Origin of the sequence: Salmonella sp. 5800, from assembly GCF_046558195.1 — a bacterium.
Classification (GTDB): domain Bacteria; phylum Pseudomonadota; class Gammaproteobacteria; order Enterobacterales; family Enterobacteriaceae; genus Salmonella; species Salmonella enterica.
Genome location: NZ_JBGDOX010000001.1, coordinates 135,788 through 149,951, shown reverse-complemented (window position 1 = coordinate 149,951; position 14,164 = coordinate 135,788). Strand labels below are relative to the sequence as shown.

The following is a 14,164-nucleotide window of genomic DNA, read 5'->3' as shown; positions in this document are numbered from 1 at the left end:
TTTTAAGGACAACGAAAATGCGTTTATTGCATACTATGCTGCGCGTCGGCGATTTGCAGCGTTCCATCGCTTTTTACACTAACGTTCTGGGCATGAAATTGCTGCGTACCAGTGAGAATCCGGAATACAAATACTCGCTGGCCTTTGTGGGATATGGTCCGGAAACGGAAGAAGCGGTCATCGAACTAACCTATAACTGGGGCGTTGAGAGCTACGACATGGGCAATGCGTATGGGCACATCGCGCTGAGCGTTGACAATGCTGCTGAAGCCTGTGAACGCATTCGTCAGAACGGCGGCAACGTGACCCGTGAAGCGGGGCCGGTAAAAGGCGGTTCGACCATCATCGCCTTCGTTGAAGATCCGGATGGCTATAAAATCGAATTGATTGAAGCTAAAGACGCAGGCCGCGGTCTGGGTAACTGATCCCCCGCCGGGCGCAGGTCACTGCGCCCGTTGTTTTACTGCATCCCAGCGTAAAATTTGCCATAATACGCGCTGCATTTTTTCGTATTAAGAGACTCAGATGTCCGATAACGCTCAACTTTCCGGTCTGTGCGACCGTTTTCGTGGTTTTTATCCTGTCGTCATCGACGTTGAAACTGCAGGATTTAACGCTAAAACCGATGCGCTGCTCGAAATCGCCGCCATCACGCTGAAAATGGATGAACAAGGCTGGCTGATGCCGGACACGACGCTGCATTTCCATGTAGAGCCGTTCGCTGGAGCCAACTTACAGCCGGAAGCGCTTGCGTTTAACGGTATCGATCCCTCTAACCCGCTACGCGGCGCGGTGAGTGAATATGAGGCGCTACACGCTATTTTCAAAATGGTGCGTAAAGGTATCAAAGACAGCGGTTGTAGTCGCGCCATTATGGTCGCGCATAACGCCACTTTTGATCACAGTTTTATGATGGCCGCCGCAGAGCGCGCCTCGCTGAAACGTAACCCGTTTCATCCGTTCGTCACCTTTGATACTGCGGCATTGAGCGGACTGGCGCTGGGACAAACGGTGTTATCAAAAGCGTGCCTGGCGGCAGGTATGGAGTTTGACGGCGAAAAGGCCCATTCCGCTTTGTATGATACCGAGCGGACAGCGGTGCTGTTTTGTGAAATTGTCAATCGCTGGAAGCGCCTGGGCGGCTGGCCGTTACCTTTGCCGACGGACAAATAACGAGGCTAACAACGCCGTTCTTGCTCACGATGGCAGTAAAAAAGCGACCTTTACAGGTCGCTTTCCTCTTTCACAGATTACTCTGCGTCCGGCTCCTGAGTTTTATATTTTGCCGCAGTTTCTTTAATAAGCTGCTGCAACTCACCACGCTGATACATTTCAATCACAATATCACACCCGCCGACCAGCTCGCCGTCCACCCACAGTTGTGGGAATGTCGGCCAGTTGGCGTATTTCGGTAATTCAGCGCGAATATCCGGGTTTTGCAGGATATCAACATAGGCAAAACGTTCCCCGCAGGCTGAAAGCGCCTGAACGGCCTGCGCAGAGAAACCACAGCTTGGCAGTTTCGGTGAACCTTTCATATACAGGAGAATCGGGTTTTCAGCGATCTGGCGCTGAATTTTTTCGATAGTGGTGCTCATTGTCTCGCTTCCTTAAACTACTTTTACGACCGAAGCCTGTCATTGTAACGGGTCAGGCTGGCAACGGAAAATAACATTTTCATCATGCCTTATTATTTTACCGTCTGCGGGAATAAGTTGTATACAAAATATCTTTTAAGCGGGTTGCCGCGCAGTGATTTGTAGATAACGCGTTCGTGTTTAGCATTAATTGCTATTTTTTTACATCTGTTAACGAAACACAGCTTCAGAAACCAAAAGCAATTACCAATCTGTGCTTTTGTAGATTAGAATTATCAGGTTTTGTAAATCATACGCAGGCATGAATCGCCTGCCTTTAACAGAGGATTGCTCAGTGGCGCGGATAAACAAAATCTCGATCACGCTCTGTGCTTTACTTTTTACTACTCTCCCCTTTACGCCAATGGCCCATGCTTCCAGGCAAGCCAAAGCGACGCCTGCTGTTTCTCATGTCACGAAAACGGCAGATAAAAAGAAAAGCACAACGAAAAAGATCAGTAAAACCAGCAAAAAAAACGTAAAAAAAACCTCAAAAACCAGCCGTTCTTCTTCCGCTTCTACGCCAAAACGTACCACCGCCTCCACAAAATCTCGTCATACGACGCATCGTCGTAACAGAACCGCGCCCACGTCAATCGCCGCCCTCGACGTAACGGAAAAATGCACGACGCGTAAAGGCCGTAAGCCGCACTGCGTGAAGGGGAAAGGAACATTGCCGGTCTCTATTGCCGATGCGCATCGTGCAAAAGTACAAAAAGCGACGAAAACCGCGATGTCCAAACTCATGAACCAGATTGGTAAACCGTATCACTGGGGAGGCGCGTCGCCGCGCACCGGTTTTGATTGCAGCGGTCTGGTTTATTATGCCTATAAAGATTTAGTGAAGATCCGTATCCCCCGAACGGCGAATGAGATGTATCACCTGCGTGACGCGGCGCCCATTGAGCGTAGCGAGTTGAAAAACGGCGATCTGGTGTTCTTTCGTACGCAGGGGCGCGGCACCGCCGATCACGTTGGCGTCTATGTCGGCAACGGTAAGTTTATTCAGTCTCCACGCAGCGGTCAGGAAATTAAGATCACCTCACTGAACGAAGAGTACTGGCAACGTCATTATGTCGGCGCCCGTCGGGTGATGACGCCTAAAACAATTCGCTAATATTTTATCCTGTCGTTTAACGACAGGATAACTTCTTCTTTTGCGCCACCTCTCAATTTGCTACCCTATCCTTACGCGCACCAGGGGTATTGTGCGTGCGCAATATTAATAATAAGGAGAGAAGCAATGTCGTTCGAATTACCTGCATTACCGTATGCCAAAGATGCTCTGGCGCCGCATATTTCTGCTGAGACGCTGGAATATCACTATGGCAAACATCATCAGACTTACGTGACCAATCTTAACAATTTGATCAAAGGCACGGCGTTTGAAGGCAAATCGCTGGAAGAGATCGTGCGCGCCTCCGAAGGCGGTATCTTTAATAACGCCGCTCAGGTGTGGAACCACACCTTCTACTGGAACTGCCTGGCGCCAAACGCTGGCGGCGAACCGACCGGGAAACTGGCTGATGCTATCGCGGCATCTTTTGGCAGCTTCGCGGAATTTAAAGCGCAGTTCACCGATGCCGCTATCAAAAACTTTGGTTCCGGATGGACATGGCTGGTAAAAAGCGCTGATGGCAAACTGGCTATCGTTTCTACCTCAAATGCCGGTACGCCGCTGACTACGGATGCAACGCCGTTGCTGACGGTTGATGTGTGGGAACACGCGTATTACATCGACTACCGCAACGCCCGTCCAAACTATCTGGAGCATTTCTGGGCGCTGGTTAACTGGGAATTTGTTGCGAAAAATCTCGCCGCATAAGTCTGAGTACGCAGAAGGTACGCCTTCTGCGTTTTAGAGAGGGATAGAATAGAGGAGACGCCCACCCTCAGAAGAGAGGAAATCAGTGCAGAGCGGCCGTTAATCCACCTGCGACAATCACGCCCAGAACAATCAGCGTAGTAATCAACGAAAATTTCAGGTCGGTACTCATCAAGTTTTCTCCTTTTTATTCCCACACAAAAAGTGATATAGCGCATTTTTGCACATTCCCGCACAAAAATCTCTCATGTTTTATATTGATAACTGTTTTTAACGCTTCCCCTTTTCCTCAAGATCAGACAAAATTCCAGGCTTACTGAATTAGCGTAACGGCCATTGACCCCTTCCTGACGTTCCGTGTCGTTTTTCCGGCGTGCCGCAACCCTGATGTTGCGATTAGGGTGTGTGTAGGCAAACGTTTACCTGGCGTTTCTCAGGAGCTTAGCAAGGGTCTGGAGTGAAATGTAATGGCAACAATTAAAGATGTAGCGAAACGAGCAAACGTTTCCACTACAACTGTATCACACGTAATCAACAAAACGCGTTTTGTCGCTGAAGAAACGCGTAACGCGGTCTGGGCGGCAATTAAAGAGCTGCACTACTCTCCCAGCGCCGTCGCGCGTAGCCTGAAGGTTAACCATACCAAGTCGATAGGCTTACTGGCGACCAGCAGCGAAGCGGCCTATTTTGCCGAAATTATCGAGGCAGTTGAAAAAAACTGTTTCCAGAAAGGCTATACGCTGATTTTAGGCAACGCCTGGAATAACCTGGAAAAACAGCGCGCCTACCTGTCCATGATGGCGCAAAAGCGCGTGGATGGCCTGCTGGTGATGTGTTCTGAGTATCCAGAACCTCTGCTTTCCATGCTGGAAGAGTATCGCCATATTCCGATGGTGGTGATGGACTGGGGTGAGGCGAAGGCCGATTTTACCGACACGGTGATTGATAACGCCTTTGCAGGCGGCTATATGGCGGGTCGTTATCTGGTTGAGCGCGGCCACCGGGATATCGGCGTTATTCCCGGCCCGCTGGAGCGCAACACCGGCGCGGGCCGGCTGGCAGGCTTCATGAAAGCCATGGAGGAGGCGCTGATCAACGTGCCGGACAACTGGATTGTTCAGGGCGACTTCGAGCCGGAATCCGGTTACCACGCGATGCAGCAAATCTTATCGCAGTCACATCGCCCTACCGCCGTTTTCTGCGGCGGCGATATTATGGCGATGGGCGCGCTTTGCGCGGCTGACGAAATGGGGCTTCGCGTACCGCAGGACGTTTCGGTGATCGGTTATGACAATGTGCGTAACGCCCGTTTCTTTACCCCGGCGCTGACGACGATTCACCAGCCCAAAGACTCTTTAGGTGAAACCGCATTTAATATGCTATTGGATCGCATCGTCAATAAGCGTGAAGAGTCACAGTCTATTGAAGTTCATCCACGCCTGGTTGAGCGTCGCTCGGTCGCTGACGGCCCGTTCCGCGACTATCGGCGTTAATCCCCACTGTCGGGAGCCTCTTCTGGCTCCCGCAGCCACTCCCGATTCAACGTTTCGCTATCGCCCAAATAGTCCAGCAGCCATGCCAGCGCGGGCGAGGCTTCGTTTTGCTGCCACGTCACGCAACAGGCCGCATCGGGAAACGGATTCTCTAACGTCAGCGCCACCCATTTTCCGCTGTCTATCCACTGGCGGGCAAAATGCGTCGGCACCATTCCCACGCATAGTCCTGCCGACAGGCAGGTTGCCGATGACTCCCAGTCCGGTACGACGACCCTTTTTTGGTTATCCAGCAACCAGGTAATCCGTTTCGGTAAGGTTCGCGAAGTGTCTTCCCTGACCAGCGACGGCCAGTTGCGCAGGGTATCATCGCTTAACGGCCCAGGCATCGACGCCAGCGGGTGATCGCTTGCCACTACGCAGCTCCAGCTCAGGGTCCCCATATCCCGAAAAGCGTAACGCCCCCCTACCGGAATCGCCTGCGTCGCCCCAATCGCCAGTTCGACACGCCCGTCGGAGAGCGCGTCCCAGACGCCGTTAAACACCTCCTGAAAAACCAGCAGTTCCACATCGTCAAAATGGCGATAGAAATCGACGATCATCTGCCGGGTACGTTCTGGTCTGACGATATTGTCCACCGCAATAGCTAACTGCCCGCGCCAGCCATTAGCAATTTGCTGACACTGTTGGCGAGTGATCTGCATTTTTTTGATAACAGAACGCCCTTCTTTTAAAAACCAGACGCCAGCAGGCGTCAGTTCAACATCACGGTGACGTCGTACAAAAAGCGGTACGGCCAGCCACTCCTCTAACTGACGAACGGTGTAACTGACTGCTGAAGGCACACGGTGCAGTTCCTGCGCCGCCGCGCTAAAACTGCCATTGCGCGCCACGGCGTCAACCACTTCAAGCGAGTATTCCGACCACATAATTTGCCTACAAAAATTTTGAATTCACTGGACAAATATTAACGTTTCACAACCGTAATTTCACTCCCTACACTCTGCGACAATGTCTGTCTGATAAGAAAGAGAAACAAATATGCAACCTGGAAAAGGTTTTTTAGTCTGGTTAGCCGGCCTTAGCGTGCTGGGATTTCTGGCTACGGACATGTACCTGCCCGCGTTTGCCGCCATACAGGCGGATTTACAAACGCCTGCCGCCGCGGTCAGCGCCAGCCTCAGCCTGTTTTTAGCTGGCTTTGCCGTCGCGCAACTCCTCTGGGGACCGCTATCGGATCGTTATGGCCGTAAACCGATTTTACTGCTGGGGTTATCTATCTTTGCACTCGGAAGTCTGGGGATGCTGTGGGTAGAAAGCGCGGCAGCACTGCTGACGCTGCGCTTTGTGCAGGCCGTCGGCGTTTGTGCGGCAACGGTAATCTGGCAAGCGCTAGTGACCGATTATTATCCTTCGCAAAAAATTAATCGTATCTTCGCCACTATCATGCCACTGGTGGGATTATCCCCGGCGCTTGCGCCCTTACTGGGAAGCTGGATACTGACGCATTTCTCATGGCAGGCGATTTTCGCCACCCTGTTCGTGATTACGTTGTTGCTGATGTTGCCAGCGCTGCGCTTAAAACCATCGGTAAAAGCGCGTACCGAGGGACAGGATAAACTCACTTTCGCGACGTTGTTACGCTCTAAAACCTATCGCGGTAATGTGCTGATTTATGCCGCCTGTTCCGCCAGCTTTTTTGCGTGGCTAACAGGGTCGCCGTTTATTCTCAGCGCGATGGGTTACAGCCCGGCAGTGATTGGCCTGAGCTATGTTCCGCAAACCATCGCTTTTCTGATTGGCGGATATGGTTGCCGCGCGGCGCTACAAAAATGGCAGGGCTACCAATTGCTTCCGTGGCTGTTAGGGCTGTACGCGCTGAGCGTTATCGCCACCTGGGGAGCGGGCCTTCTGAATAATGCCTCACTGGTGGAGATCCTGATTCCTTTCTGCGTAATGGCGATTGCTAATGGCGCCATCTACCCTATCGTCGTCGCGCAAGCGTTACGCCCTTTCCCTCAAGCCACGGGGCGCGCTGCGGCGCTACAAAATACGCTGCAACTGGGGTTATGTTTCCTGGCAAGCCTGGTGGTTTCATGGCTCATCAGCACGCCGCTGCTGACCACCACCAGCGTAATGCTCTCTACCGTTGTTCTGGCGGCGTTAGGCTACAAAATGCAGTCTCATGCAGAGTGCGCTGAGACCAGGTTTCCTCATGCCAATGTCGCCCACGACAAGTCTCACTAAAAGCTTGTTAACCGCTGGTAATTAGCACGCTAACAATTTTCGGTTGAATCATTAAAAATTGCGGCCTATACTGATTCACGGTTGTTTATATTACGATAATTATTAGGCATTAACGGGAACCGGAGCGTTCCCGATTCACCATGGATGGCCTTTTCGGCAAGGGCTCCTCCCTTCCTCTGTTCTACGTCGGATAACTGGCTCACGGAATTGTCCGTGGGATTTCTCACAAAGCCAAAAAAGCGTCTACGCTGTTTTAAGGTTCTGATCACCGTCCAGTGATGGAGAAGCTATGAGTTCATCGTGTATAGAAGAAGTCAGCGTACCGGATGATAACTGGTACCGAATCGCCAACGAATTGTTAAGTCGCGCGGATATTACAATTAATGGTTCCGCCCCGTCTGACATTCGTGTTAAGAATCCCGATTTTTTTAAACGCGTCCTTCAGGAAGGATCGTTGGGGTTAGGTGAGAGTTACATGGATGGCTGGTGGGAATGCGAGCGTCTGGATATTTTCTTCAGCAAAGTCTTACGTGCCGGTCTTGAAAATCAACTCCCCCACCATGTTAAAGATACGCTCCGTATCCTCGGCGCGCGTCTGATTAATCTACAAAGTAAAAAACGCGCCTGGATTGTCGGCAAGGAACATTACGATCTTGGTAATGACCTTTTTTCCCGTATGCTCGATCCCTATATGCAATATTCTTGCGCCTACTGGAAAGATGCCGATACGCTGGAAGCGGCACAGCAAGCCAAGCTGAAATTAATTTGCGAAAAGCTACAGCTACAACCGGGGATGCGTGTGCTGGATATCGGCTGCGGCTGGGGCGGCCTGTCGCAATATATGGCGACCCATTATGGCGTTAGCGTGGTGGGCGTAACGATCTCCGCTGAACAACAAAAAATGGCGCAGACGCGTTGCGAAGGTCTGGATGTCTCTATTCTCCTCGAAGATTATCGCGACCTTAACGATCAGTTTGACCGAATCGTCTCTGTCGGCATGTTCGAACATGTCGGGCCAAAAAACTACAACACCTATTTTGAGGTCGTTGACAGGAATTTAAAACCGGATGGTCTTTTCCTGCTCCATACTATTGGTTCTAAAAAAACCGATCATAATGTCGATCCGTGGATCAATAAGTATATTTTCCCCAACGGTTGTTTGCCATCTGTTCGTCAAATCGCCGAGGCCAGCGAATCACACTTTGTAATGGAAGACTGGCATAACTTTGGCGCCGACTATGATACGACTCTGATGGCGTGGCATGAGCGCTTTATCAATGCCTGGCCAGAGATTGCGGGCAATTATAACGAGCGCTTTAAACGTATGTTCAGCTATTATCTCAACGCCTGCGCGGGTGCGTTTCGCGCGCGTGATATCCAGCTTTGGCAGGTGGTATTTACGCGCGGCGTTGAAAACGGACTGCGCGTTCCTCGCTAATCATCTCCCCCGCATTTCATGCGGGGGAATCTTATTTTCCGTTAGCCAATGTCGGCCTGATTTCTGACCGCATTTTCTCGCGCAGCCAGTACGCGTTCTACGGTATCGACAACCGCCTGCGTTTGCGGATCGATCTCGATATTCACACGCTCACCCAGTTTTTTTCTGCCAAGCGTAGTACGTTCCAGCGTTTCCGGAATGAGATGCACGCAGAAGCGCGTTGGCGTTACCTCGCCGACGGTCAAACTGATGCCGTCGACGCCGATAAAGCCTTTATACAGGATATACTTCATCAGGGACGCATCCTGCACTTTAAACCACACCTGATGGTTATTTTCGGAGGTCAGGATTTTCGCGATCTCCGCCGTCGTAATAATATGCCCCGACATCAGATGACCACCGATTTCATCGCTGAATTTGGCGGCGCGCTCTACGTTGACCTCATCACCTACCCTCAACGCGCCCAGATTGGTGATGCGCAACGTTTCTTTCATCAGATCAAAGCTTATCTGGTTGCCGTTTATTTCAGTCACCGTCAAACAGCATCCGTTATGCGCTACCGACGCCCCCGTCTCCAGCCCCTCCAGCATGTAGTCCGGTAACGTCACCACATGGGTGCGAAAGTTGGGTTTTTCATCAATCGATACCAGTTTCGCGGTACCCTGTACGATCCCCGTAAACATATCTTCAACTCCTGAAATAAATAAAAGCAGAACTGTTCAGCACAATAGCAGGTGGAAAAACAGCTTGCCAGCAATGCGCCGTTAACAACTGTTTTTTCGCTGGAGAAATAGTAATACCCCGCTACAATAGACTGAAATTTCCCCTGCTATTTCTTTTGGCTGCCACTACGGCGGCTTTTTAGTCTTTCATATAACAACAAAATAAAAGGTGAATACGTGCAGAAGTATACCAGTGAAGCGCGTCAGTTATTAGCGTTAGCGATACCGGTGATCCTTGCGCAAGTGGCACAGACCGCAATGGGATTCGTCGATACCGTCATGGCAGGAGGCTATAGCGCTACGGACATGGCTGCCGTCGCTATCGGCACCTCTATCTGGCTTCCCGCCATTTTGTTTGGTCACGGCTTACTGCTGGCCTTGACGCCTGTGATTGCGCAACTCAATGGCTCCGGCCGTCGTGAGCGTATCGCGCATCAGGTTCGACAAGGGTTCTGGCTGGCGGGCTTTGTCTCCGTGCTGGTGATGATCGTCCTGTGGAATGCCGGATACATTATCCGCTCCATGCATAATATTGATCCGGCGCTGGCCGATAAAGCCGTGGGTTATCTTCGCGCGCTGCTGTGGGGCGCGCCAGGATACCTTTTCTTTCAGGTAGCGCGAAACCAGTGCGAAGGTCTGGCCAAAACCAAACCGGGTATGGTGATGGGATTTTTGGGCCTGCTGGTGAATATTCCGGTGAACTATATTTTTATCTATGGTCATTTTGGTATGCCTGAACTCGGCGGTATCGGCTGCGGCGTTGCAACCGCGGCGGTCTATTGGGTGATGTTTATCGCCATGCTTTCTTACATTAAACACGCGCGTTCAATGCGTGATATTCGTAATGAAACAGGCTTTGGCAAACCCGATAGCGTCGTCATGAAGCGCCTGATTCAACTGGGGTTGCCGATTGCGCTGGCGCTGTTCTTTGAAGTGACGTTGTTTGCGGTCGTTGCGCTGCTGGTTTCGCCATTAGGTATTGTGGATGTCGCGGGTCATCAGATTGCGCTTAACTTTAGCTCGCTGATGTTCGTGCTGCCGATGTCGCTGGCTGCGGCGGTAACGATTCGAGTGGGTTATCGTCTGGGCCAGGGCTCAACGCTGGATGCGCAAACCGCAGCGCGCACCGGTTTAGGCGTCGGCATTTGTATGGCTGTGGTTACCGCGATCTTTACCGTTACTCTGCGTAAACATATTGCTTTGCTCTACAATGACAACCCTGAGGTCGTGGCGCTTGCCGCGCAATTAATGCTGCTCGCTGCGGTTTATCAGATTTCCGACTCTATCCAGGTTATCGGCAGCGGTATTCTACGCGGTTATAAAGATACGCGTTCCATCTTTTTTATCACCTTTACCGCCTACTGGGTGTTAGGTTTACCCAGCGGTTATATCCTGGCGTTAACGGATCTGGTGGTGGATCGTATGGGACCGGCAGGCTTCTGGATGGGGTTCATCATCGGCCTGACCTCGGCGGCGGTGTTAATGATGCTACGGATGCGCTATCTACAACGTCAGCCGTCCGCCATCATTTTGCAGCGCGCTGCGCGATAATACGACGATAGCCGTCGCATGGCGGCTATTTTCTCGACATGTTGCATATTTCCACCGCAATCAGGTGATTTCAGGAAGAAAATTGCGATTTCCCTCTTGCCTCATTGCAGTTGTGACGCTAATATTCGTCCCCGTTGTCACCTACAACGTTGCGTTCATAGCTCAGTTGGTTAGAGCACCACCTTGACATGGTGGGGGTCGTTGGTTCGAGTCCAATTGAACGCACCATCATTTTAATGCGTCTGTAGCTCAGTTGGTTAGAGCACCACCTTGACATGGTGGGGGTCGATGGTTCGAGTCCATTCAGACGCACCAATCCATTATCTTGTTTAATTTTATAATACGCTATCTGGTGCTTGTGTCAGGCTAAACGCGATTATTTTCAGTCTCTCATCTTTATCGTCAAACAAATCAACGCGCTGCTCTATACGCTATTACCCCTCTTAACCTTCGCAGTGGCCTGAAGAAGCATACCAAAGGCATTTATGGTGTTTCGGTAGAATGCGCATAATCTATCTTCATCACCATACGTAACAAGGCTGCAACGGGTTCAAATAACGTTTCAGGAATTTTATCTCCACGTTCCACTTCAAAAAATAATGAGCGGGCCAGCTCAACATTTTCAACAACGGGGATGCAGTTGCGTTCAGCGATGTTAACAATATAGTTAGCTTGAGCATCACTACCTTTTTCCAGAACGCGTGGTATTGGCATATCGGTGGGATGATAGCCAAGACAAACCGCAATATGCGTTGGATTACGCACTACCGCAACAGATTGTTTAACAGATTGAGCTAAACTCCCACTTTGTATTTCACTCTGCATTTCCCGACGCCGTGTCTTCATTTGAGGGTCTCCCTCCAGATCTTTATGCTCCTGTTTTACGTCATCTTTACTCATTTTTAGATCTTTTCTAATCTTATAATATTGAAAAGAATAGTCCAGTATGCCAACGACGATATAAAAAGCCATCACCCCTACCCATAACCATTTTATTAAAGAAGAAACTACAAGCAGGCCACAGGCTAACCCACAGTACGGTAGTGCCCGAAAAGTACTGGCATAATAATAAAAGAAAAAGGCAAAGATAAGAGATAGCATGATAACTTTTAGGCTGGATTTACATAATTCCACTACGCTATGTAAAGAGAATATCTGCTTAAAATTACTTACCGGATTTATATGCTCGCTTTTAAAACCAATGGCCTTGCTGGCAATAACCACCCCCACCTGAAGAAACACGCTACCCACAGTAGCAACTATTACCCCTGCGCCCAGAAACAGCAGTGCAGAAGTCAATGACTCTATCAAAGCATGAGTCAATTGCGTTAATGCATAAGAAAATGGTTTATTTACTAATTGTAATGTGAAAGTTATTGACGCAATCAGTATCAAAATCATCTTTTCAGTAAAGAAATGAAAATACAAATAAAGCGCAATCAGCTGAAATAATGATGTTATTTCAATACTTTTGACGACCTGCCCTTCCTTACGGCCATCACGTAATTTCTTTTCTGTAGGCTGTTCTGTTTTCTCGCTCATACAGATGGGAACCAGTCTTTCAGATAAATATAAAATTTATCGCTTTCAACCAAATAGTGATGAAGAGCATAAGGGAATGAGATCAGGAGCGTTAGTAAAACTAATATACTTTTGAGCGGCATTGAGAAGAAAAATACATTCAATTGTTGTGCCGACCGATTTAAAAGACCTAAAGCCAGATCGGCTAATACCATACATATTATGGCAGGAACAGAAAAACTGACGCATAATTGATAAAGTGTTCTCCACTCTGCCTGGATATATTTTAAAAATTGCCGATCAAATAATAAAGTACGCCCCGGTGGTAAATATTGGTATGACTCATACAGAATGTTTAATATAAACTCCATGCCGCCGCTTATAAAGAAAATAACACACAAAAACTGGCTGAAAAGCAAGCCAAAAAGTGAGGTTTCAGCTTCCATTGTAGAATTGAATATCGTACCCATTGTCGCGCCACGTAAAGTATCAAGCAGAAACCCCGCCATATCAACGGCCCAAAAGGGAACCGCCGCACAAAACCCAATTAAAAAACCAATAATCACCTCTCCGGTGACTAACCCTAACCAACTGTAATCTTTACCAATATGCATCATAATCTTCTGCTGGTAAATGATTGGTAAGATGGGAAAGGTAAGTGACATAAGCACGCCATTACGTAAAAGCGCGGACCCTAAACTGCCACTTTTTAATAGGGGAAGTAATAAAGAGAGGCTCAATGGTCGAATAAAAGCCACAGCCAATGCAATAAGCCACTCATTTACCTGTTGTGCCATTCAACCATGCTCTCCAATTCGTAACATTATCTGCCGGGTATAATTCAACAGGATACCGCTAAGCCATGGGTAGCTGACCATTAAGGTTATTGCAATTGCCAATAATTTAATCATGAACTGTAGCGTTTGGTCCTGTATTTGAGTCAAGGCCTGAACAAGGCTTACGATGACACCAACTACCGATGCCACCAACACCACCGGCATAGACGTAAACAGGACGATCCATAAAAGTTGCGTTACAAATTGCGTCAATTCAGAATCATTCATGAAAAGCTCTGTACCAATTGCGCCAGTGTCAGATCCCAACCGCCTGCCAGTAAAAATATTAGCAGCTTAAACGGCAATGAAATGGTCATCGGCGACACCATCATCATCCCCATAGCCAGCAGTATATTTGAAATAAGCAGGTCAATAGCCAGAAAGGGAAGATAAATAAGTAATCCAATCCGAAACGCCTGCGTTAACTGACTCACCGTAAATGCCGGAATTAATATGAGCAAAGAATCAGGTTTTATCTTTCTTTTTATGTCTTCAGGCCAGGTTCGTTTTATCAAATTCCGAAAATAATTGGCTTCCTTTTCTTCAGAGTTTTTTTGCAAAAACTGTCGATAAGGCGCTAATGCTTTACTGTCCCACTCCGACGTCCAGAAAGGAGCGCCAGCGACCTGAACCGGATGCCAGCGCTCTTTTACAGCTAATAGCGTCGGCCCCATAATGAATAAGGAAAGTACAAGCGCGAGGCCATACAGTGCGATATTTGGGGGAACTTGTTGAATACCCAGAGCATTTCGTAAAATCGAAAATACCACCGCCAGTTTAAGGAAAGAGGTTCCCATGACGATAATGAGAGGCAGTATTGAAAGCAGAAACAATATACCAATCAGTTGCAAAGGCGAATCGGGTAAAGACATACTGTATCTCTCATGACACGAC

General features: G+C 49.1%; 16 protein-coding genes and 2 tRNA genes. 10 read left to right on the top strand and 8 right to left on the bottom strand.

The window, feature by feature from the left end; genetic code table 11:
- The first annotated feature begins 17 nt into the window (after positions 1-17).
- Together gloA and rnt are read left to right on the top strand one after the other, a co-directional pair.
- Complete coding sequence (gene gloA / locus ACLJZ5_RS00760) at positions 18-425, top strand: lactoylglutathione lyase (RefSeq protein ID WP_001237787.1); 408 nt, start codon at positions 18-20, stop codon at positions 423-425.
- Between the two features lie 100 nt (positions 426-525).
- On the top strand, positions 526-1,173 hold the full coding sequence (gene rnt / locus ACLJZ5_RS00755) for a ribonuclease T (protein ID WP_001282272.1): 648 nt from the start codon (positions 526-528) through the stop codon (positions 1,171-1,173).
- Between the two features lie 77 nt (positions 1,174-1,250).
- On the opposite strand, the gene grxD is transcribed toward rnt, so the two are convergent.
- Positions 1,251-1,598: a monothiol glutaredoxin 4 gene (gene grxD / locus ACLJZ5_RS00750; RefSeq protein ID WP_000108176.1), complete on the bottom strand. Its 348-nt coding sequence runs from the start codon at positions 1,596-1,598 to the stop codon at positions 1,251-1,253.
- A 334-nt stretch (positions 1,599-1,932) separates the two neighbouring features.
- On the opposite strand from grxD, the gene ACLJZ5_RS00745 reads away from it, so the two are divergent.
- Both ACLJZ5_RS00745 and sodB read left to right on the top strand, forming a co-directional pair.
- Entirely contained in the window at positions 1,933-2,754 is an 822-nt protein-coding gene (locus ACLJZ5_RS00745) for a C40 family peptidase (RefSeq protein WP_001520344.1), read from the top strand.
- 126 nt (positions 2,755-2,880) lie between these two features.
- On the top strand, positions 2,881-3,462 hold the full coding sequence (gene sodB, locus ACLJZ5_RS00740) for a superoxide dismutase [Fe] (protein ID WP_000007294.1): 582 nt from the start codon (positions 2,881-2,883) through the stop codon (positions 3,460-3,462).
- An 82-nt stretch (positions 3,463-3,544) separates the two neighbouring features.
- On the opposite strand, the gene ACLJZ5_RS00735 is transcribed toward sodB, so the two are convergent.
- Positions 3,545-3,634 carry a YnhF family membrane protein gene (locus ACLJZ5_RS00735; protein ID WP_000102277.1) on the bottom strand — a complete coding sequence of 30 codons (90 nt, stop codon included), beginning with the start codon at positions 3,632-3,634 and terminating at the stop codon, positions 3,545-3,547.
- 295 nt (positions 3,635-3,929) lie between these two features.
- Here ACLJZ5_RS00735 and purR point away from each other — a divergent pair, with 295 nt between their 5' ends.
- Entirely contained in the window at positions 3,930-4,955 is a 1,026-nt protein-coding gene (gene purR / locus ACLJZ5_RS00730; protein WP_000190992.1) for an HTH-type transcriptional repressor PurR, read from the top strand.
- Here purR and punR read toward each other — a convergent pair.
- The gene (punR, locus tag ACLJZ5_RS00725; protein WP_000269523.1) at positions 4,952-5,884 is read right to left on the bottom strand and encodes a DNA-binding transcriptional activator PunR; all 933 of its coding nucleotides are present in this window, start codon (positions 5,882-5,884) and stop codon (positions 4,952-4,954) included. The two genes, purR and punR, sit on opposite strands and share 4 nt — an antisense overlap.
- Before the next feature lie 112 nt (positions 5,885-5,996).
- Between punR and punC the strand changes: the two genes are divergently transcribed.
- On the top strand, positions 5,997-7,202 hold the full coding sequence (gene punC, locus ACLJZ5_RS00720) for a purine nucleoside transporter PunC (protein WP_023195121.1): 1,206 nt from the start codon (positions 5,997-5,999) through the stop codon (positions 7,200-7,202).
- A 289-nt stretch (positions 7,203-7,491) separates the two neighbouring features.
- Complete coding sequence (gene cfa / locus ACLJZ5_RS00715) at positions 7,492-8,640, top strand: cyclopropane fatty acyl phospholipid synthase (RefSeq protein WP_000098879.1); 1,149 nt, start codon at positions 7,492-7,494, stop codon at positions 8,638-8,640.
- A gap of 41 nt (positions 8,641-8,681) precedes the next feature.
- Here the strand turns inward: cfa and ACLJZ5_RS00710 are convergent, their stop codons facing one another.
- Entirely contained in the window at positions 8,682-9,323 is a 642-nt protein-coding gene (locus ACLJZ5_RS00710; RefSeq protein ID WP_000493971.1) for a riboflavin synthase, read from the bottom strand.
- Positions 9,324-9,539: 216 nt separating this feature from the next.
- Between ACLJZ5_RS00710 and mdtK the strand changes: the two genes are divergently transcribed.
- The 3 genes from mdtK to ACLJZ5_RS00695 all read left to right on the top strand — a co-directional run bounded on the left by mdtK (position 9,540) and on the right by ACLJZ5_RS00695 (position 11,228).
- Positions 9,540-10,913 carry a multidrug efflux MATE transporter MdtK gene (gene mdtK / locus ACLJZ5_RS00705; RefSeq protein WP_001175081.1) on the top strand — a complete coding sequence of 458 codons (1,374 nt, stop codon included), beginning with the start codon at positions 9,540-9,542 and terminating at the stop codon, positions 10,911-10,913.
- A gap of 151 nt (positions 10,914-11,064) precedes the next feature.
- Positions 11,065-11,141 (top strand) — tRNA-Val (locus ACLJZ5_RS00700).
- A 10-nt stretch (positions 11,142-11,151) separates the two neighbouring features.
- A tRNA-Val gene (locus ACLJZ5_RS00695) sits at positions 11,152-11,228 on the top strand.
- A 168-nt stretch (positions 11,229-11,396) separates the two neighbouring features.
- Here the strand turns inward: ACLJZ5_RS00695 and ssaU are convergent.
- The 4 genes from ssaU to ssaR are packed head-to-tail and all read right to left on the bottom strand — an operon-like array spanning position 11,397 to position 14,142.
- A complete protein-coding gene (ssaU, locus tag ACLJZ5_RS00690) occupies positions 11,397-12,455 on the bottom strand; it encodes an SPI-2 type III secretion system apparatus protein SsaU (protein WP_001291707.1) in 1,059 nt (352 codons plus the stop codon).
- Positions 12,452-13,231, bottom strand: a complete 780-nt coding sequence (gene ssaT, locus ACLJZ5_RS00685) for an SPI-2 type III secretion system apparatus protein SsaT (protein WP_023136729.1) — start codon at positions 13,229-13,231, stop codon at positions 12,452-12,454. Before ssaT ends, ssaU begins: the two co-directional genes overlap by 4 nt.
- On the bottom strand, positions 13,232-13,498 hold the full coding sequence (gene ssas, locus ACLJZ5_RS00680; protein ID WP_000999982.1) for an SPI-2 type III secretion system apparatus protein SsaS: 267 nt from the start codon (positions 13,496-13,498) through the stop codon (positions 13,232-13,234).
- Positions 13,495-14,142 (bottom strand): SPI-2 type III secretion system export apparatus protein SsaR, encoded by a 648-nt coding sequence (gene ssaR, locus ACLJZ5_RS00675; protein ID WP_000056367.1) that lies wholly within the window; start codon positions 14,140-14,142, stop codon positions 13,495-13,497. The genes ssas and ssaR overlap by 4 nt, the downstream gene beginning before the upstream one ends.
- Between the last annotated feature and the right edge of the window lie 22 nt (positions 14,143-14,164).